Below are 20,373 nucleotides of genomic sequence, written 5' to 3'. Positions count from 1 at the left end.
AGTATTAATAAACATCTTTTTGGTATCGACCATTTAATTCTAAATCATCTAGAAATGCAGTAGCCTCTTCTTTACTGATATTGGCTTCCTTTTCAATGATTTCAATTAATGTTTTATTAACGTCTAAACTCATAGGATCTTTTTGTCCGCAGATATAAAGATAAGCTCCATTTAAAATCCAATCATATATTTCTTTGGAATGTTCCTTTAATCGGTCTTGAACATAAATTTTATTTTTTTGATCTCTGGAGAAGGCAGTATCTAAGTGAGTTAATACACCTGTAGATAACCATTCTTGTATTTCTGTTTGATAGTAAAAATCTTTGACAAAATGTTGCTCACCAAAGAATAACCAATTGCGTCCTTCTGCCCCAGTGGCATCTCTGTGAGCAATAAAACTTCTAAATGGAGCTATACCAGTACCTGGTCCAATCATAATGATATCTTTATCATTTGAAGGTAAACGGAAATTATTATTTTTATGTATATAGAAAGGCAGGGTTTCATTTAGAGTATAGTTTGCTAAAAATTGAGAGCATAAACCGGTTTTAACTTGTCCATCAACCTTAAATTTGTCTAAAGAAACAGCAATATGTAATTCTCCGTCATGAGCTTCCGGTGAAGAAGCAATGGAATATAAGCGAGGGGAGATGGGGTTTAATAAATTCAGTACATCATCAATATGAATGGAATTGTTAGGATATTTTTTTAATAAGTCTATTAAATCAATTTTAGATTCTTTAATCTCAGTTTTAAAAAGATTCGAAAATTTTTCTAAAGATTTTCCGGATAATCCTCGGATATTTTTAGTCAAAAATTCAGTTGATCTACTTTCCTCATTTAAAAGTTTGGCTATTTCAATGGTTTCATTCTCATTGTTTTTTGGATAAAATCCTATGGCATCCCCGGGTTGAAAATCAACTTCTTCTTCCGGTTCTATTTCTATATGATAAGTTTCTTTGTTAGAACCTATATCGTTAAGAATTACTTTATGTTTAACGATTCCCGTATAAGATTTTTTTTGAATTGATGTAGCAATCTTAGGGGTCTCTATTTGGATTGATAAGCTTGGGCTTGCTGAATTTTGAATAAAATTAAGGATTTGGTTGAACCAACTTTTAGCTACTGGCATAAAGTCAACATCAGAAGGCGTAAAGCTTATAATACGCTGTCCTCCTAACTTTTCTAAATTTTTATCTATATCTTCTCCAGCTTTGCAAAATAGGGGATAAGAACTATCACCTAAACCTAAAACACAAAATTGTGTATTATCTAAGTTTGCATTTGATTGCTCTAAAGATTGATAAAAATTCGTAGCACTTACAGGAGGCTCTCCTTCTCCTTGCGTACTCATAATGATTAGAAGGAACTTTTCTTTTTCAAGTTTGTCTAATGGATATTGAGAAGCATCATAGGTTTTTGATTGAATTTTATTTTGCTTTAGTAATTTTTGTAATTGTAAAGCAACCTTTTTAGAATTTCCAGTCTCAGTACCATAGATTATGGTTGGCTTAATCAAAGGAGCAGGTGTTGAATTTAAATTTGTGCTTGGAGTAGCTTCCAAAGAGGTTGGATTTCCACCTCCTTCTAAAATTCCGCTTAAGTATCCATTGATCCAAAGAAGCTCGTCTCTAGAAAATTTTTTAATTAGTTCTTTAAATTCTAAAATATGATTAGTTTGCATGTTGCAGAGTTGTTATATGGTTGTCAAAATAAGATTCGGTCTTTGTAATTTCTTGAATCCATGCAAATGATTTATGTAAATGCACTACTTTGCCTATAATAATAAGTGTAGGAACATATTCAAATTCTGGTAATTTATTTGTTTTTAGCTCGCCAAATGAAAATGTCTGGGTTTGTTGATAGGGGGTGGTTGCTTGTTGTATAATCGCTAGCCCCTTAGAGTCCTCTATTTGATGGGAGATTAAGTAGTTGGTCAGTTGGTTTAATTTTTTTCCACTCATGTAAAAAACCAATGTATCTTCTGTTTTCGCCCAATCTTTCCATTGTTCTATGGTAATAGAATCTAGATCAAATAAAGTTAGAAAACGTACAGCTCTGGAGTATTCCCTTGCCGTTAATGGAATCGCTGAATAAGCAGCAGCACCAAATGCAGCAGAAATACCGGGAATGATTTCATAAGGAATATTGTGGGCTACTAATATATCTAATTCATCTAAAACATTTGAAAATAGAGAAGCATCGCCTCCTTTTAACCGTAGAACTAATTTTTCTTGCTTAGCGTATTTAACTAAAAGATGATTAATTTCTTTTTGTGGGGTATGGATTCCTTTGGAACATTGTTTACCCACATAAATAATCAATGCATCTTTACGAGCATGGTCTTGAATAAGCTCTGGAGAAACGAGCCGGTCAGTTAAAATAACATCAGCCGCATGTAAATATTTTAATGCTTTCACACTAATGAGCTCTGGATCTCCGGGGCCAGCTCCCGCTAAAATTACTTTTCCTTTTTTTTCTAAAATCATATTTATTAGGCTGATCAAACTTAAATTATATTCTCAATGGATAAAAACTCTATTACAGCAGTAGGTTAATTATTTATAAAAACATTAATGCTCCAACTGTATTAAAAGTGGTTTCATCAATTAAAATAGCATTTCCACTTTTTGGATTTTCTTTAAAGGAATCGTAAAAAATGGGTTGATTGGTTCGTAAGGAAATTTGGCCAATATCGTTTAATTTTATTTCATTAGCTTCGCTAAATTTCCAATCGTTGACCTCCCATTTGCGATCTATGGATTGTATTTTAACTCGTACAGATTTAAAACGATGTTGAAGAATATACGTTTTACCGGTCTGCAGTGAGTTTTGATCTAGCCAGCATATCCAACTTTTTAATTCATTGGAAGCTGTAGGTAGTTTCTCTACCTTAACAATAGAATCTCCTCTGCTAATATCTATATTGTCAGAGAGATGTAATACTGTACTATCTCCAGCCCAAACTTGTTCAACTTCCTCTTGTAATTTTTCAATCCTTGTAATAGTAGTTTCAATTTCAGAGGGGAGTATTTTCACCCTGTCACCAATTTTATAATTACCACTTAGTACAGGACCTGAGTAACCACGATAATCATGATATTTATCGTCTTTAGGCCGTATAACCCATTGCACTTGGAAACGAGCATCATTCAATTTTTGTGTAGGAATTTCTATACTTTCTAAAATATTTAGTAAGGTTTCTCCTGCGTACCAAGGAGTATTTTTAGACTTCTCTACGATATTATCACCGTTTAATGCGCTGATGGGTATATAAATGATCTCATCGTAATCTAAATGATCTTTAATAGTTTCAAAATCATTTTTAATATTATTGAAAACTTCCTCCGAGTAATTTTCTAAATCAATTTTATTTACGGTAACTATGGCTTTTTTAATTCCCATTAAAGAACCTATACTTGCATGTCTTTTGGTTTGGGTAGTTATACCCTTTCTTGCATCTACTAAAAGTATGATAAGATCTGAATTAGATGCACCGGTAACCATATTACGGGTATATTGTTCGTGTCCGGGAGCATCTGCAATAATAAATTTTCTTTTATGGGTAGAAAAATATTTATAAGCAACATCAATAGTGATTCCTTGCTCTCTTTCAGCTCTTAAACCATCAGTGATTAAAGATAGATCAACTTCAACACCTTCTTGCTTGGTTTGTTGTTTTAAAACTCCAAGTTGATCCGTATGAATACTTCCGGAATCGTATAATAATCTTCCGATAAGGGTACTTTTCCCATCATCAACATTTCCCGCAGTTATAAATTTTAGTGTGTTCATTTAATTTCCTTTTTCTTTTTAATACTTGAGTTGATTATTGGTACAAATGTTCTTAAAAATAGCCTTGTTTTTTTCTATCTTCCATGGCAGCTTCTGATAATTGATCGTCTAAACGTGTTTGCCCTCTTTCACTAATTCTTGTACTTATAATATCATCTATAATATCTTGAATAGTAGATGCGTTAGACGGTACAGCTGCTGTACAGGTCATATCTCCTACGGTTCTGTATCTAACTTTTTCGATAATAACTTTATCTTCCGGTAAAGGTTGTATAAATTTTGAAGTAGCCACAAGTTTGTCTTGGTGTACGATACATTCACGATCGTGTGCAAAATATAGACTAGGCAGTTCTATATTATTTTCTAAAATATAGTTCCAAACGTCTAGTTCTGTCCAGTTACTGATAGGAAATACCCGAATGTTATGATCTTTTTGAATTTTACCATTCAAAATATCCCATAATTCCGGTCGTTGCAACTTAGGATCCCATTGTCCAAAATCGTCTCTAACAGAAAAAATCCTTTCTTTTGCACGTGCTTTTTCTTCATCTCTTCTAGCTCCTCCAATGCAAGCATCAAAACCATTTTCTTGTATAGTGTCTAGCAAAGAATAAGTTTGTAAAGAATTACGAGAAGGGAAACGGCCCTGGGTTTCTTTTAAATTATATTTTTTTATACTTTCCTCAACAGAACCCACAATTAGCTTTTCCCCGATTTTATTAACTAAATAATCTCTAAATTCTATGGCTTCTGGAAAGTTATGACCAGTGTCTATATGCACCAATGGGAATGGAAATTTTCCAGGTCGAAAAGCTTTAAGGGCTAGGTGTACTAAAACGATGGAGTCTTTGCCTCCTGAAAATAATAATGCAGGTTTCTCAAATTGAGCTGCTGTTTCTCTGAGTATATAAATAGCTTCGTCTTCTAGTTGATTTAAGTATTTTTTTGAGTTACTCATGGTATATTTTTTACAATTTGATTATGTTTAATATTACATTAATTTTGATTATGAACTATGCAAACCGCATTCTTTTTTAGAGGCATCTTCCCACCACCATCTACCAGCTCGGAAATCCTCGCCTTTTTGTATGGCACGTGTACAAGGAGCGCATCCTATACTTACAAAGCCTTGATCGTACAAAAGATTGTAAGGCACCTTGTTTTGTTTTACGTAATCTTCAACCTCCTGTGTGTTCCAATGCAAGATAGGATTGTATTTATAAAGTTGGTAATGTTCGTCCCATTCAATTATATTTAAATTATTACGCGTGGCAGAATGTTCTGCTCTTAGTCCGGTAATCCATACCGTAGCATCTTTAAGTGCTCTTTGCAAAGGTTCTACTTTACGTATATGACAGCATTGTTTTCTTAATTCAATACTTTCATAAAATGGATTAATTCCTTTTTCTAAAACAAATTTTTCAATACTCTCTGTATTTGGATAATAGGGCTTAATCGGATATTTGTATTTTAATAAAGTTTTACTCCATACAGAATAAGTTTCTTGGAAAAATCTACCAGTATCAAGTGTAAATACTTCAATATTATTTAAATTTTGAGAAAAAATAGCATCGGTAATTAATTGATCTTCCATACTAAAACTACTAGAAAATACAATTTTACCTTCTACTTTGTCATTTAGAAACTTTAAGTTTTCTTTAATGCTCTTGGGTTGATTTAGTATATCAATAATGCTTTGATCCATTTATTTTAGTTTTAATTCCTAGTATTCAAGTAGGAAATGTTGTTTTTTAAATTTGTTACATAAAAAACTCCTCAAACTTTAATCTGAGGAGTTTTTTTATTATTTAGATGTTTTACCACATCAAGTAATAGTAAAATTACCCCTTTATAAGGAGCAACACATACAAAACTTGAAATATAAGACATACTGACTCATTCTTTTTGAACTTTATACAAAGTTATTTTTTTATTTTAAATATACAATAGATTTTACTTAAAAAATAAGAATGAATAATTTTTTAGACTAAAAAGATAAAATATAAGCATTAAGAGAATTATAAAAACTTTAATTAATAAAAATTATGTATACAATAACTATTTATTATGATTTTTTACCTTAATTTTAATTGATAAAATTTTTATAGAATTATATAAAATTTATTTAAATGCTTATGATTATAGTATTTGATAAGAGGGTACAGAGTTTATTTATTCGCTATTTGCATTTTCTTTCCATTGTTTCCATTCTTCTAGGAAATAATCAATAATAAAAGGATTATCCAAAGAATTAATTTTTGTTTTCTGCAAAGGAATATCTTTAGGGAAGTGGAAGGAACTTTGTACTAAACTAGCATCCAGATAAGATAAGTTTTCAGCTAATTCTATATTTTTAGGCATTTCTAAAGGATAATCAGCTGCTAGTGTAAACCCCCAATTTCCAAAAGAAGGTACAAAAGTTTGATAAGGTTTGGTAGATTGAAAAACATTTCCCAATGTATTTACAATACAGTTAAAAGTTTTATTGGTAAAATAAACATCGCAAGATTGTGTTACAAATACTCCCTCTTTTTTTAAATTTTTTTTAACTAATAAATAAAATTGTTTACTATACAAGCGAGCCAAAATATCATTGGAAGGATCTGGGAGATCGGCAATAATTAAATCATAAGATTCTTTAGTGTTTTTTAAATATAAAAAAGCATCCTCAGCGATTAAATGTACTTTTGGATTGAAGGCTGCTTTATTATTAATGTTTACTATTTCAGCATTTTTTTTAGATACATCAAACATAGCATTATCAATATCTACCACATCAATCTGTTTAATATTAGGGTGTTTTAAAAGTTCTCGGGTAGCTAAATTTTCTCCACCGCCTAATACTAAAATTTTTTCAGCTTTCGGAACCCAAAGTAAAGGAATATGAACCAGCATTTCATGGTACCTATATTCGTCTTTTGAGCTAAATTGTAATTGTCGGTTAAGAAATAATTTTACATCTTTTTCATTATTTTCAGTAAGTACAATTTTTTGATAAGGTGATTGTTTATTAAGTATAATAGGATTTTTATAGATCTTTTCTTCCCAGTTTTTTAATAAATGATTAGAAAACGATAATAAGATGGCTAAAAATAAAATGGATATTAGCCCTGCCAGAGAAATAAAATTCAATTTTTTACTAATGCAAAAGCAAACCCATATTCCTAAAGCAATATTTATTATACCAAATATTAATGAAGATTCAAATAAACCGAGAAAAGGCAAAAGAACAAAAGGGAATAAGAGAGTGGCTATTAATCCACCAATATAATCTAAAGAAAGAATGTTGGATAAAAAATTTTTATAGTTGTTTGAATCAAAAGCAAAAGTTAATAATGGAACTTCCATGCCGGTAAGCAGTCCTATCGTAAGCATAACGGTGTAACAGCTCCATTGCAAAACCGAAATGGGGAAAGTTACAAAAATAAAGTAAAGAATAGGAATGGATAATCCTCCTATAATTCCTAAAAGAAGTTCTGTGTAAATAAAATAATGGATAGGTTTATTTTTGAAATATTTAGATAGGTAGGCCCCTATTCCCATGGAAAATAAATATATCCCAATAAGGATGGAAAACTGAGTGATGCTATCTCCGATAAAGTAGCTAGCGGTAGCACTTATTAATAATTCATAAACAATAGAACATAATCCAGCAATAAAGACAGCCAGAGACAGAGAATATTTTACTTTCATTTAAATTTGTTAATTTTGCTTATCTAACTAAGGATTCACAAATATGAAAAAAAATATTTTAACTCTTAATAAGTTATCCAAAATAGCTTTGGGAGGTATTTTTATTGCAAGTACGTTTATGTTGAGCGCTTGCAAGGGAAATTCCAATGAGGAAGAAACGATAAGTGTAGAAGAAGTAAAGCCTACGAAAGGAGTGATAACGGAAATTGAAGAAGGGAAAGATGGGGAATTCAAAATTATAAGTGAGAAAACTATAGCAAATCCGGATGAATCTAAAGCTATTGTCCATTATGCAGATGGTAAGGTGGATACTTTAAATTCTACGCAGGTCAAAAATGAGATTGAAAAAGCTCCTTCAAGCCATGCAGGAACAGGTTTTCTTTCTGGTATTTTAATGTATTCTTTGATGTCTCGATTTATGGGGGGAGGAATGAATTCTAATTTTGTACCCAATCCTAATGCATATAAAACACCAGAAGCTTATAATCAAGCGAATCAAACCAATAACGAAGTAAACAGAACGGCTACCCGAACAGTTAGGACTATCAAAAATCCTAAATCTGGATTTGGATCTAAAAGCAGTAGTACTTCACGTTCAGGATTTAGATCCACCCGTTCTTATGGAGGATAGTAGATTTAAAAGAGTAAAGAGTTTTAAAAAAGCTCAGCTTCCTCCTGTCTTGCAATGGTTGGCAGGACAAGAATATTTTGTAGATGAAATGATTGGGATTTACTCGCAAGAAATGGAATCTTTTAAAAAACTTACGAATGAAACCTTTGATCTTTTCGTAAAAGCTACCGATCATCTAATTCAAAATAATCATTTAGACTATCTAGGAATTCCAAAATCCTTCCAGTCAGCGATTATTCATTCTTGGGAGAATAGAGCAGATTTTCCATTTTTTGCTGGGAGATTTGACTTCAATGGTGGAGTAGATGGTTTAGGATTGAGGGTTATTGAGTTTAATGCAGACACATTTAGTACACTTCCAGAAACTATTCTATGGCAAAAAATGCAAAATAGAGAGGCACAATCAACAGCTTTTAATTTCTTGGAAGATCATTTAATCACTCAATTTAAACAGCTAAAGCAATTTTTTAATTTTGAGGAGATACAAATGGTTGCTAGTTCGCTGGGGCATCCCGAAGATTTAGCTAACTGTAATACTATGCTTATGCAAGCTCATCAGGCAGGATTGCAGGTGTTGTATAAGGACTTAACCGACATAATTTTTTCAGAAGAAGAAGGTTTGTTTTATGAGTTAGGAAATGGAGAGTTTCAACCCATAGATATTTGGTTTAAAATGATTCCGTGGGATTGGATGTTTGAGTTTGAACCTGAATTGGCACACACCTTGATAAAAATTTCGCAAGATAGAAAAGTGATTGTATTAAATCCATTGTATACAACCCTTTGGCAAAATAAAAAATTTCTATCTTATATTACTGAAAAATTTCCAAACTCTCTAGTGGCAGAGACCTATAATAATTCGAATTTTTTACAAGAATATGTAAAAAAGCCCATGTATGGCAGAATTGGAGAAAATATAGAGATTAAAACTGATAGAGTTGAGAAAACGGAGGGAGATTACCAGAATCAACCGTGTGTATATCAAAAATATTATCCTTTACCGAAAGATGAGGAAGGATATTCCTATCAATTTGGAATGTTTTATTCCGATCAGCCCTTGGCCTTTAATGTAAGACATCAAAATTCTAAAATTATAAACGATGAATGCGAATTTATTTCACACTTTATAATTTAAGAAATGGTTGGTAAACATTTTATTTTAGACATTTTTGAGTGCGATGAACGATCCATTTCTTTTGTGAAGCCCATTCAAGAATTATGTAACAATTTGGTTAAGGTTTTAGAATTGAAAAAGGTTGAAGAAGCCTATAAACAATTTCAACCCGTAGGAGTCACTGGTATTCTTCTTTTAGAAGAAAGTCATTTAAGTATTCATACATGGCCGGAAAAAAGGTATGCTGCTCTGGATGTTTTCTCTTGTCGACCTTTTGATGTAACTAAAGTTGAGGGTTTAGTTATTAAATGTTTTAAAACAAAAATCCTAAAGCCTACTTTAATTGATAGAGGTTAAACTAATATTTAGATAATTTATTTAAATAAGCTCTTAAATTCAATGGTGAAATTTAAGGGCTTAATTTTTTAAATATTAAATTTTAATTTTCGTTGTATAAAATATAAAATTCAATTATTTTAATCTTGCTTCATAAATACTAACCTTATTCAAAAATACTACATTTGTATCGTAATATTATATAATGTATCAAGATACCATTTGCGCCTTAGCTACTCCTCAAGGAATTGGAGCTTTAGGAATTATTCGAGTTTCAGGTGAGAAATCCGTGGAAATTGTAAATTCTATATTTAAAGGTAAAAACCTAAAGGTTGTGCAAAGTCATACCTTAAATTATGGGTATATTGTAAATGAGAAAGAAATTATTGATGAGGTAATGGTTTCTGTATTCTTAGCTCCACGTACATTTACATCTGAAAATTTGGTGGAAATTTCCTGCCACGGTTCCTCTTATATATTACAGGAAATTCTAAATTTATTGGTAAAAAAAGGATGTCGTTTGGCAATAGCAGGTGAATTTACTCAGAGAGCTTTTCTAAATGGAAGAATAGATCTAAGTCAGGCAGAAGCCGTTGCCGATTTAATAGCTTCTGAAAATAAAGCCAGTCATGATATGGCGATTTCTCAAATGCGTGGTGGATTTTCCTCTTTGTTAAAAGAATTGAGAATTGAATTGTTAGATTTAGCTTCTCTGTTGGAACTGGAATTGGATTTTTCTGAAGAAGATGTAGAATTTGCAGATCGTTCTCAGCTTATACAATTGCTCAATCAAATTCTGTATGAAATTAATCCTTTAATTGAATCCTTTACTTATGGTAATGCTATTAAAAATGGTGTACCAGTAGCTATCATAGGGAAACCTAATGCTGGTAAGTCTACCCTTCTTAATGCATTATTAAATGAAGATCGGGCAATTGTTAGCGATATTGCAGGAACTACTCGAGACACCATTGAAGAGTTTATTAATATTAATGGAATTCAATTCCGATTTATTGATACCGCTGGGTTGAGAGAAACACAGGATGCTATTGAAGCCATAGGGGTAGCTAAAGCATTAGAAAAAGCTAATACCGCTGCAATTATTCTTTATTTAGTTGATATTGAGACCTTAAGTTGGAAAGAAGTAGAAGCAGACTTAAATAGGGTTAAAAGAGAAAATGTATTTATAATTCTCTGTTTAAATAAACAAGATAAAAATATAGATATTGAAAATACCGAACTTTCAAAAAGTACTGAAAATAAATATCCGGTTATTAAAATTTCTGCAAAAGAAAATATTAATTTAGAGCTATTAAAAGAAGAAATGTATTTGTATATAGAGAAACAAAAAGCATCTTCTCAAACCATTGTAAATAATACACGCCATCTAAATGCCTTATTAAAAGCAAAAGAATCTCTAGAACTATGTAAAAAAGGATTACAATCCGGATTAAGTAGTGAATTGGTAGCTATAGATTTACGTAGAGCTTTAGAAGCCTTGGGTGAAATTATCGGGCAGGTTTCTAATGATGAATTGTTGGGTAATATTTTTGGTAAGTTTTGTATCGGAAAATAATTACTAAATATATAATATAAATTATGCTTCAGAACCCTAGTACCATCCAAAATAAATATAAAAATTTTGTAACTAGAGTAGTTGCAAATGAAAGATTATATGCGCTGGAAAACAATAAAGGCTATGCAACCTCTTATTCAAATAGAGTTGAAGATGAAAATGGAGATCCCATAGAAATGATTTGTTTTTGGTCAGATGAATCATTGGCTAAATCATGCATTGAAAAGGAATGGAGGGATTATCAGGTATCACCCTTATTACTTAGTGAATTTTTAGAAAATTGGTGTGTTGGGATGTGTAATGACGGTTTAATGGTAGGTATAGACTTTGACAAAAATTTATTTGGCGATGAGATTGAGCCATTAAAATTAATTCTTGATATTTTAAGTCTACTTATTGATCTAAATAAAAATATATCCTTTAAGAAATATAGAGATATAAACGAATTATATAATCAAGCAAAGGAACTATTATAGGTTATATACAACTAAGAGCTACTAAAATATCCTGGAAATTATAAATCAATACATCTATCATCCAAAGATTGAAGTAGATATTGTAAATTTAATTCAACCATTCTTTTTTGATATGTCTAAATAAAATTTTCCTTACATCTTTATTGTCTTGTTTTGTCTCAATGTAGGATATCATTTCTTCTTTAGATGTAATTGGTATAGGGCAATAACCAAACCCCTTATAAGCTCCTTTTTCTATAAGAACAATTCCTTTTTCAGATTCTGTTCTGCCTTGCAATTCAAATAAAAAATCTTTTTTTGGTAGTCTCGTAGTTCTTACAAATTTATTGACTCTAGCATTATAAGATTTAGGATCTTCTTTTTGTATGCAAGCCCCTTGACATTCTTTAATGCTGTATTGAAAGCAGGAAGATTGAGTTTTGTACAACCCATTAATTTTCTGGCATAATTGATATATTTCCGTAATTTTAAACAGGTAATTTTTAGCCTCACGCAAGGAAGTAAAGGTTAAGATTTCTGGTAAAGCAGGATCTATTTTTTTTATTAAAAGTGAGTGATATCCCTGTTCATTAGTCTCTTTGTATAAAGCATAGTAGAAATTGATCTTTCTTTGCGCTCGATTAAAAATTGGTAAATGTTTTTTAATTAACTCAGATTCTCTTAACAATGCTATTAATTCGTTACCTGTATTTTCATATTGTACAAAGTGGGACAAATTTTGCAGTTTTATTTCTTTTTTATCCGTAGATTTAAAATGTTGATTTAATCTTTTTTTTATATTAATACTTTTGCCTATATAGATAATTTCATTTTTATCATTAAGCAAATAATAAACTCCACATAAATTTTTCGGAATGCTATCTACTAAATTTTTTAACCTGTCATTCAGTGTCATAGCGCAAAATTAGTTATATCCTTTTAATGAATAAAATAATTTTTTAGCAGATTTTTTAGATTAAAAATTGGGTGAAATTTTATTAACTGCTGATGATGTATAAAAATTCTAAATCTTTAAAATTTAAGATTTGTAAAAATTTATGAAAATTTGAAAGATGGACGTATCTATATGTTTATATTCTATTGAAATATTATTTTTATCACAAATAGATTTTACTATATTTAAACCCAACCCGGTAGAATTTTCTTTTTTACCATGAATCAGACGATTAAATAAATTTTCTGAAGTAGCAATTGGTAGACAAGTATTTTCAATTAGTAAAAAACCGTTTTCTTCTAATGTTATTTTTATTTTACCCCCATTAGATAAATTATGAAAAATGGCATTGTTTAATAGATTAGAAATTAATTGATCAGCAAGAATAGGATCAATCTCAAAAGTAAAAGATTCTAATTGAACTTCAGTTATTATATCTTTACTTGCCATAAGTTCTTCCATTTCTGATAAATAATTGATAATAAGATATTTAAAATCAATTGATTCTTTGTTATGAAATTGATCATTATTGATTTTTGTAAGTAATGATAATGAGCGGTTTAGCTTAGAAAGACGGGTAGTTGCTCTTAAAATAATTTGTATATTTTTGGTCTGCCATTCATCTTGGATGAGATTGCTTTGTAAAATAAGTTCAAGCCTTGACTTTATGATAGACAATGGAGTCTGCATTTCATGGGAAGCGTCTTCAATAAAAATTCTTGAGTTTTCATAATCCGCATTAATTTTCCGTAACATTTTTCGAATTACTTTATTAAAATCATTGAGTTCATGTACATTATAATCTACCAAAGATAATTCGGAATGCGCTTTCACATTATAGTTACGCAAAAGTCTTAAATTTTTATAAAACGGTATTCCTATGTCTTTTCTTAAATAGTAAAGCACTAAATAGATAAAAAGAAGAAGCAAAAGCATAATGAGAAATAAAGACAGGATAATAAGGATAAGCAAATCTTTAGATTCGATGTAAGGCTGGTTTACTTTTATAAGATGCCAATGGTTTTTATAGTAAATGGTAAAACAAAGTTGACGGAAGGAACGATAGTCTTGAGTGACCTCATTATATAATAAAATATCTTTAACACTTTCTGGGTGATGAGAGGGATCTTTAATAATTTGTTCTTCAATTCTTGAAGGTTTTAACATGGTAGAAGAGTATACTTGTAAAGTATCATGCAACTTCACATAATTTTCAATCCCTTTTTTATATTCGTAAAGAATCTTGTCGTTATATTTATAAGTAAAATACCTAAAAATAATAAAGTGAGATAAACATCCCAACAACATAACGAGGCATATGCCTTTAATTAAATTTTTACGAATAATTTGATCTAAATTCATGCTTCTGAAAACTTGTATCCAATACCATAAACCGTTTGCACATAGTCTTTACATCCTTTATCTATAAGCTTCTTTCTAAGGTTTTTAATATGAGTGTAAACAAAGTCCAGAGAATCTGCCATGGTGCTAACCTCATCTCCCCACAAATGCTCTACAATCATTTCTTTACTTAAAATTTTGTTTTTATTCATAATAAAATATAGCAATAAATCATATTCTTTTTTTGTAAGTATAAGTTCATTCCCATTTACAATGGCTTTTCGTCCCTCCAAAATAATCGTTATTTCATGAAATACATATTCATTCAAGCCCATTAACCCTCTTCTTCTTATAATAGATTTAATACGAGCGCTTAATTCCGAAAGATGAAAAGGTTTTGTTAAATAATCATCCGCTCCAATGTCTAATCCTTTAAGTTTATCATCCAAAGAATCACGAGCAGAAATAATAATTATTCCTGAATTGGATTCTTTTTCTTTAAGTTTTTTTATTAAGTCTAATCCACTACCATCCCCAGGGAGAGTAAGGTCTACAATAATACAATCGTATTCATAAAGATATATCTTTTCCTCTGCTGTAGGAAAATCAGAAGCAGTTTCAATAGAAAATCCCTCGGCACTAAGGGTTAATTCAATGGATTCTTGTAAATCCAATTCATCTTCAATTACTAGTAATTTCATAGGAGAGACAAAATTTCGTTACAAACAACAAACTTTTAAGGCTTTTTTCTAAGATAAACTATTTTTATATACAAATAGTATTATTATAAATAAATTTTCCTATAAAAAATAATAAGAGACAATAGAATCAAAGAAATATTTATATTTACTTATTCAGAATAAATTTTAATTCATAAATGTGCTTTTAATAAAATAGTTAACTGAGATCAGATGATAAGTATAAATAAAAAAAGCTTTCATAAATTGAAAGCTTTTTTTATGAGTATAATAATTAAAATTAACTATCAATATCCTCTTTAATTAAGATCCCTGAACCATTAAATTCTAATTCACCTTCCAAATGGTCTTTTTCAAGTTCCAATTCAATTTTAGAAGATTTTATTTTAACCTCTAGCAATTTCCAATCAGCATATTTAGATTTGACATAAGTATGTATATTGCCCGGTAATTTAGATAAAATACTTAAAGGGATGGCTTGATTGTTAGATTCAACTTTAATTATTGAGCCATTTAATTTAAATTTAGCTCTATAACCATCTTGGGTTTCAACTTCGTATTTATAATCATCAATGGTAGCTCTTGTAACTTTAGACATCCCTCCCAAATATTGGTTAATAGTCTCTTGAATATTAGCAGGTAGCTCAGAAGCAGGAATGATTTTATAGTATGGATTTTTTTGAAATTTTCCTTGTAAAGAAAAAACAGCTGGATTACTAATTCCTGCAAATATGAAAGAAGTAGAAGCGACTGCTGCTAGAACTATGATAATCTTTTTCATAACATATTTATTTTAAAATTTATATAGATCAAATGTAGTAAATAACTCTGTAGAGATTCTGTAGTTTATAAATTTTATAAAATCAATGGCAGATATTGTAAAAATTTCATTGATTAACCTAAATCTACAAGGCATAAATTCGTGTAAATTGAGAAATAAAAATCCTTTTTTTGATATTTTAAACATAATATTTAAATATTATCTTAAAAGTAATCAGTATAAAATGTTACTTTTGTAACAAAAACTAATTTAAAACTAACCTTAAACAATAAAAAAAATCTATTTTTTTTATTGCTATTTTTTTTATTTTCTTTACTAAGTTATTCTCAAAAGTTAGGGTATGACAAAACTTATGGAGAGAATGGCATTGTTCAGCTTCAACCTGATGAGCAAGACGACTATCCTTATAGCTATCAAACCTATGAAGATGGGAAAATATTAATTGCATCCAATAATGGAATCTTTAGATTAAATTCTGACTATACTCTAGATACTTCTTTTGCTACTAACGGAAGAATAAAAAACATAATAAATGCAAAGATTTTTCTATTATTTGATAAGAAAATTTTAGCGATTACTACAGAAAATGATAACACTAGCTTTAAACTTCAAAGATTTTTGGCAGATGGTACTTCAGATAAAAATTATGGAACCAATGGAGAAGTTACCTATACAAATCTTGGTTATATCGGTAGTACAATTCAAAAGGACGATAAAGTATTAGTAACATGTACGGATAATCAAAATAAACTTAGGTATTTGCTTAGGATAGGACAGGATGGATATTTAGATTCTAGTTTTGGAGCACAAGGGAAAGCTCTTATTCCAAATATATTTACTAGGCTTTCTACTGATATAGTATCTAAAAGTTTAGGAGAAATAATAATCTCAGGATCAGATTTTTTTTCATCCAATTCCTTTCAAGCATTACAATTTACTTCCAATGGGTCTATAGATAAAAGTTTTGGCACTGAGGACGGATTACTTTCTATAAATGATATTAATGATTCTAGTTTTAATGCGGCAACGAATATAAAGATTAAAACACTTAAAGACGGAAACCTTCTTTTTTTTGCGAATGTTGAGACAGTAGATGGTATTTTAAAAGTAATAGTTCAAAAGACCACTCCCGATGGAAAAAAAATACTATTTAATAAAGAGCATATCCAAATTGATAATTTTTTCTTTCAAGATCTTCTCATAAAAGAAATTACAGAGCTTAACAATGGGAATTTACTTTTTTCAGGAAGTACAGATAGTTCTATGACTCCCAATATATCCTATTATTTATTAGACGCTAAGGGTGATATAGTAGAGAATTTTGGTATAAAGGGTGTTTTGTCTTTTAATCACTCTTCCCCAGGTTCTATGTTAAATGAATCAACGATTGGAACTATTGAAAAAAATAATGGTGATTTAATATCTATAGGTAATTATCAAACAGGGACTAAGCGAAAATCAAAACTGGCTTTGTATAAATTTAATGTTAAGGGAGAAATGGATTCTTCGTTTGGAACTCAAGGTGTTTTGATGTTCGGATCTAAAAAACCTGTACAAAAATTAACAAGCATCATCTTACAGAAAGAGGATAAAATATTATTTTCATCCAATGATTCAAGAATCGTAAGAATAGACAATCAAGGAAAAATAGATGGGAGTTATTTTCAAATTGAGAATGAAATTGATAATTATGACTTAGTTTCAAGTATTAGCAACGACGATAATATTATAGGTGAAATATTACCTGTAAGTTTTGTTACATCTCCTGTAGGTAAGTCAGGTTCCAATATAATTCTTGATGAAAATGGAAATAAAATTAATTATTATGGAATAGATGGACTCAATCAAACGACAACTATAATTGATATGATTAAACTTCCCAATGGAAGATATTTAACTAATTTAGTATACAAAAATGGAAATGATACAGGGAGAAGGTTGCTTATTTCTGATATAAATGGATCTAATGATAAGACAATTTTTAATACTTATAGCAATATAAACAACGAGAAAATTTATTCACTAATCTTGCAAAATGAAGATAAATTTTTGTTTATTAAAAGCGGAGTATTGTCGTTAGGGCATGAATTTGATTCCGGAGCACGCAACCAAGGAATCTATCGTTGCAATTTTAACGGAGAAATGGATCCAACATTTCAACCAAAAATGAGTTTTCTACCAGATAATCTTTTAGTGCAGCCGGACTATAAAATCATTGGAATTAAAAATAATTTAATTTCACGTTGGTTACAGAATGGAGATATTGACGCTACTTTTGGAAATAATGGAACCTTAAATTTAAATGAATTACTATCGGAGGAGGTAAATGTATATAGATATACTATACGTACTGATAACAAATTAATTTTTGTAATAGAAAACTCCAAAGGAGCTTTAGAGGTGATACGCTTAAATACAGATGGTAGCTTAGATAGCAGTTTTGCCAATCAGGGAAAATATACCGTTGATCATTCTAAACGTTTAATTAGTCTCAAGACTCAATCGGACGATAAATTACTTTTACTGTATTTACATACGGATGGATATTATGAAATGATACGTTTACATGCCGAGGGGCAGTTAGATACTACTTTTACCAATCAAGGCAAAATCTCTTTTGAAGAATCTTTAAATTTACAAGGTTTACTCTTACAATCCAACGATCAACCTTTAGTTTTTGGGACTCAAAAAATTGAAGAAGATGAATATATTACGTTTATAAGAATCTCTAATCAGCAGTTCATTGCTCCGAAGGGAGAAATTCTAGAAGATCAGGAAGTTCTTCGGCAGAATGAACCTATTACTTTTAGTTTACAAACCACAGGTGAACCCATTGATTATTTATGGAGATTTGAAGACGGAAGTAATTCAATTACTTCAACAGAATCCCATCCAGTAGTTACATTCAAATCCCTAGGCGTTCATAAAATTCACTTAACAGTAACTTATTCTGATTCTTACATTTCCGATATTGAAAAAAATATTTTAATTGAAGAAAATGAAAGTACAGAAATTATTCTGAATCCTAAACCTGAACCTGATACTTCAATCTCTTCGGAAACAAGAGTTTCTCCTAACCCAACGCATGGAGTATTAAATTTTAAAATGAAAGGAAATACAAAAAAGGTAGAGGTTCAAATTTTAGATCTATCAGGAAGACAGATCGCAGAATATTCTTTTGTAGGAGAGCAAGGCAACATTAATATTCAGCATTTAACTTCTGGAGTTTATTTTATAAAATTATCTTCCGAAGAATTTTCTAACGTGCAAAAAATTATAAAAAATTAATTCATAAATCAATACCACAAAAAAAGCGATCCCTTTTTTGGGATCGCTTTTTTATTTTATAATTAATTTTAATTATTTTCAGGTCTTAATTTTCTTACTACGGCGCCAGTTCTCCACATTTCACTTTCACGAAGAGCTTTTAATTCGTCTTCAAGTTTTTCTCTGTAGTCTGATTTAGAATTTGTATCGATGGATCTTTGTGCTTCATTTCCACAAGCAACTTCAGAGTATAACTTAGCAAATACAGGTTTAGTTGCGTCGTGGAATGGTCCCATCCAATCTAAAGCACCTCTTTGTGCAGTAGTAGAGCAGTTGGCATACATCCAATCCATACCCTTTTCAGCAAATAAAGGCATTAAAGATTGAGTAAGTTCTTCCACTGTTTCATTGAAAGCTTCAGAAGGAGTATGTCCATTTTCACGTAACACTTCGTATTGAGCCAATAGAATACCTTGTATAGCACCCATTAAAGTTCCTCTTTCTCCAGTAAGGTCAGAATAAACTTCTCTTTTAAAGTCAGTTTCAAATAAGTATCCGGAACCTACACCAATTCCTAAAGCAATCGTTCTTTCTTTAGCTTTTCCAGTAGCATCTTGGAAGATTGCAAAGCTAGAGTTTAAACCTCTACCTTCTAAGAACATACGTCTTAAACTAGTTCCTGAGCCTTTAGGAGCTACTAAAATAACATCAATATCACTCGGAGGAACAATACCGGTTCTATCATTAAAAGTTATACCAAATCCGTGAGAGAAATAAAGAGCTTTACCAGCGGTTAAGTGCGGTTTTAATTTCGGCCATACTTCAATTTGTGCAGCATCAGACAATAAATATTGAATGATAGTGCCTTTAGCAGCCGCTTCTTCAATGTCAAAAAGAGTTTCGCCAGGAACCCAACCGTCAGCGATTGCTTTTTCCCATGTTTTTCCTCCTTTTCTTTGTCCGATAATAACATTAAATCCGTTGTCACGAAGATTTAATGCTTGTCCTGGACCTTGTACACCATAACCAATTACTGCAATGGTTTCATTTTTTAAAACTTCTCTAGCTTTTTCTAAAGGAAATTCTTCACGAGTAACTACATTTTCAACTACTCCGCCAAAATTCATTTCTGCCATATTATTATTTTTTAATTAATTTATTGTTTTTCATTTGATTCTTTGATTTTAAGCTCGGAAAGCATATCGCTTAGGCGTTCAATTTTTGAAGTATTAATTGCGATTCTTCCAGAGCGTATAAATTGTAAGACTTGAATGGAATTGCTTAGCTCTTTAAAAAGAGCTTGAGTGTCTTCATAATGTCCAGTTTTTTGTATAACCACACAAATTTCGTTAATTTCTAGAATTTGTGCATTATACTTACGGATTAAATTTTCTACAGATCCAATCTTTAAAAATTCAGAGGTTGAAAGTTTATATAAAGCAATTTCTTGATGAATTAATTCTTCATCTGTGTTATAGTAAGATTTTAGTACATCAACACCTTTATCAATTTGCTTTACGATTTTTTCTACTGTTTCTTTATTGCAGAAAGTAGTAATGGTAAATTTATGTATTCCTTCAATAGCTGAAGGTGAAACGGATAAGGTTTCAATGTTTAAAAATCTTCGAGTAAATACGCTGGTAACCTGACCTAAAATACCAACAGTATTTTCTGAAAAAATGGTGATGGTATATAAAGTATTATTATTTTTCTGTTCCATGGTTTCTTAAT

Annotated in this window: 18 protein-coding genes; 6 read left to right on the top strand and 12 right to left on the bottom strand. The window is 30.4% G+C overall.

Annotated features, from left to right (window positions below):
* Window positions 1-4: 4 nt before the first annotated feature.
* The 6 genes from ETU08_RS06450 to ETU08_RS06425 all read right to left on the bottom strand — a co-directional run bounded on the left by ETU08_RS06450 (window position 5) and on the right by ETU08_RS06425 (window position 7,488).
* The gene (locus ETU08_RS06450; RefSeq protein ID WP_146262205.1) at window positions 5-1,684 is read right to left on the bottom strand and encodes a diflavin oxidoreductase; all 1,680 of its coding nucleotides are present in this window, start codon (window positions 1,682-1,684) and stop codon (window positions 5-7) included.
* On the bottom strand, window positions 1,674-2,489 hold the full coding sequence (gene cobA, locus ETU08_RS06445; RefSeq protein ID WP_146262204.1) for a uroporphyrinogen-III C-methyltransferase: 816 nt from the start codon (window positions 2,487-2,489) through the stop codon (window positions 1,674-1,676). Before cobA ends, ETU08_RS06450 begins: the two co-directional genes overlap by 11 nt.
* A gap of 73 nt (window positions 2,490-2,562) precedes the next feature.
* Complete coding sequence (locus ETU08_RS06440) at window positions 2,563-3,795, bottom strand: sulfate adenylyltransferase subunit 1 (RefSeq protein WP_146262203.1); 1,233 nt, start codon at window positions 3,793-3,795, stop codon at window positions 2,563-2,565.
* Between the two features lie 52 nt (window positions 3,796-3,847).
* Window positions 3,848-4,753: a sulfate adenylyltransferase subunit CysD gene (gene cysD / locus ETU08_RS06435; protein ID WP_146262202.1), complete on the bottom strand. Its 906-nt coding sequence runs from the start codon at window positions 4,751-4,753 to the stop codon at window positions 3,848-3,850.
* Between the two features lie 48 nt (window positions 4,754-4,801).
* Window positions 4,802-5,500 (bottom strand): phosphoadenylyl-sulfate reductase, encoded by a 699-nt coding sequence (locus ETU08_RS06430; RefSeq protein WP_146262201.1) that lies wholly within the window; start codon window positions 5,498-5,500, stop codon window positions 4,802-4,804.
* Window positions 5,501-5,967: 467 nt separating this feature from the next.
* The gene (locus tag ETU08_RS06425; protein ID WP_146262200.1) at window positions 5,968-7,488 is read right to left on the bottom strand and encodes a polyamine aminopropyltransferase; all 1,521 of its coding nucleotides are present in this window, start codon (window positions 7,486-7,488) and stop codon (window positions 5,968-5,970) included.
* Between the two features lie 43 nt (window positions 7,489-7,531).
* On the opposite strand from ETU08_RS06425, the gene ETU08_RS06420 reads away from it, so the two are divergent.
* The 5 genes from ETU08_RS06420 to ETU08_RS06400 all read left to right on the top strand — a co-directional run bounded on the left by ETU08_RS06420 (window position 7,532) and on the right by ETU08_RS06400 (window position 11,621).
* The gene (locus ETU08_RS06420; RefSeq protein ID WP_146262199.1) at window positions 7,532-8,119 is read left to right on the top strand and encodes a Cj0371 family chemotaxis-regulating polar lipoprotein; all 588 of its coding nucleotides are present in this window, start codon (window positions 7,532-7,534) and stop codon (window positions 8,117-8,119) included.
* Window positions 8,055-9,254 carry a glutathionylspermidine synthase family protein gene (locus ETU08_RS06415; RefSeq protein WP_146262198.1) on the top strand — a complete coding sequence of 400 codons (1,200 nt, stop codon included), beginning with the start codon at window positions 8,055-8,057 and terminating at the stop codon, window positions 9,252-9,254. Before ETU08_RS06420 ends, ETU08_RS06415 begins: the two co-directional genes overlap by 65 nt.
* Before the next feature lie 3 nt (window positions 9,255-9,257).
* Complete coding sequence (gene speD / locus ETU08_RS06410; RefSeq protein WP_146262197.1) at window positions 9,258-9,590, top strand: adenosylmethionine decarboxylase; 333 nt, start codon at window positions 9,258-9,260, stop codon at window positions 9,588-9,590.
* 181 nt (window positions 9,591-9,771) lie between these two features.
* Entirely contained in the window at window positions 9,772-11,145 is a 1,374-nt protein-coding gene (gene mnmE, locus ETU08_RS06405; RefSeq protein WP_146262196.1) for a tRNA uridine-5-carboxymethylaminomethyl(34) synthesis GTPase MnmE, read from the top strand.
* A gap of 23 nt (window positions 11,146-11,168) precedes the next feature.
* On the top strand, window positions 11,169-11,621 hold the full coding sequence (locus ETU08_RS06400) for a DUF2750 domain-containing protein (protein ID WP_146262195.1): 453 nt from the start codon (window positions 11,169-11,171) through the stop codon (window positions 11,619-11,621).
* A gap of 88 nt (window positions 11,622-11,709) precedes the next feature.
* On the opposite strand, the gene ETU08_RS06395 is transcribed toward ETU08_RS06400, so the two are convergent.
* The 4 genes from ETU08_RS06395 to ETU08_RS06380 form a co-directional block, all read right to left on the bottom strand.
* Complete coding sequence (locus tag ETU08_RS06395) at window positions 11,710-12,516, bottom strand: GIY-YIG nuclease family protein (RefSeq protein ID WP_146262194.1); 807 nt, start codon at window positions 12,514-12,516, stop codon at window positions 11,710-11,712.
* Window positions 12,517-12,639: 123 nt separating this feature from the next.
* Window positions 12,640-13,917, bottom strand: a complete 1,278-nt coding sequence (locus ETU08_RS06390) for a sensor histidine kinase (RefSeq protein WP_146262193.1) — start codon at window positions 13,915-13,917, stop codon at window positions 12,640-12,642.
* A complete protein-coding gene (locus tag ETU08_RS06385) occupies window positions 13,914-14,597 on the bottom strand; it encodes a response regulator transcription factor (protein ID WP_146262192.1) in 684 nt (227 codons plus the stop codon). The genes ETU08_RS06390 and ETU08_RS06385 overlap by 4 nt, the downstream gene beginning before the upstream one ends.
* Before the next feature lie 277 nt (window positions 14,598-14,874).
* The gene (locus ETU08_RS06380; protein ID WP_146262191.1) at window positions 14,875-15,375 is read right to left on the bottom strand and encodes a PepSY-like domain-containing protein; all 501 of its coding nucleotides are present in this window, start codon (window positions 15,373-15,375) and stop codon (window positions 14,875-14,877) included.
* Window positions 15,376-15,666: 291 nt separating this feature from the next.
* Between ETU08_RS06380 and ETU08_RS06375 the strand changes: the two genes are divergently transcribed.
* Window positions 15,667-18,663, top strand: a complete 2,997-nt coding sequence (locus ETU08_RS06375; RefSeq protein WP_146262190.1) for a T9SS type A sorting domain-containing protein — start codon at window positions 15,667-15,669, stop codon at window positions 18,661-18,663.
* A gap of 68 nt (window positions 18,664-18,731) precedes the next feature.
* On the opposite strand, the gene ilvC is transcribed toward ETU08_RS06375, so the two are convergent.
* Window positions 18,732-19,778 carry a ketol-acid reductoisomerase gene (gene ilvC / locus ETU08_RS06370; protein ID WP_146262189.1) on the bottom strand — a complete coding sequence of 349 codons (1,047 nt, stop codon included), beginning with the start codon at window positions 19,776-19,778 and terminating at the stop codon, window positions 18,732-18,734.
* Between the two features lie 20 nt (window positions 19,779-19,798).
* Window positions 19,799-20,362, bottom strand: a complete 564-nt coding sequence (ilvN, locus tag ETU08_RS06365) for an acetolactate synthase small subunit (protein WP_146262188.1) — start codon at window positions 20,360-20,362, stop codon at window positions 19,799-19,801.
* Window positions 20,363-20,373: the final 11 nt, after the last annotated feature.

The sequence above is a fragment of the Apibacter muscae genome, from assembly GCF_007845635.1.
GTDB lineage: Bacteria > Bacteroidota > Bacteroidia > Flavobacteriales > Weeksellaceae > Apibacter > Apibacter muscae.
The sequence above is the reverse complement of the archived record's forward strand: the minus strand, read 5'-3'. Positions and strand labels throughout refer to the sequence as shown.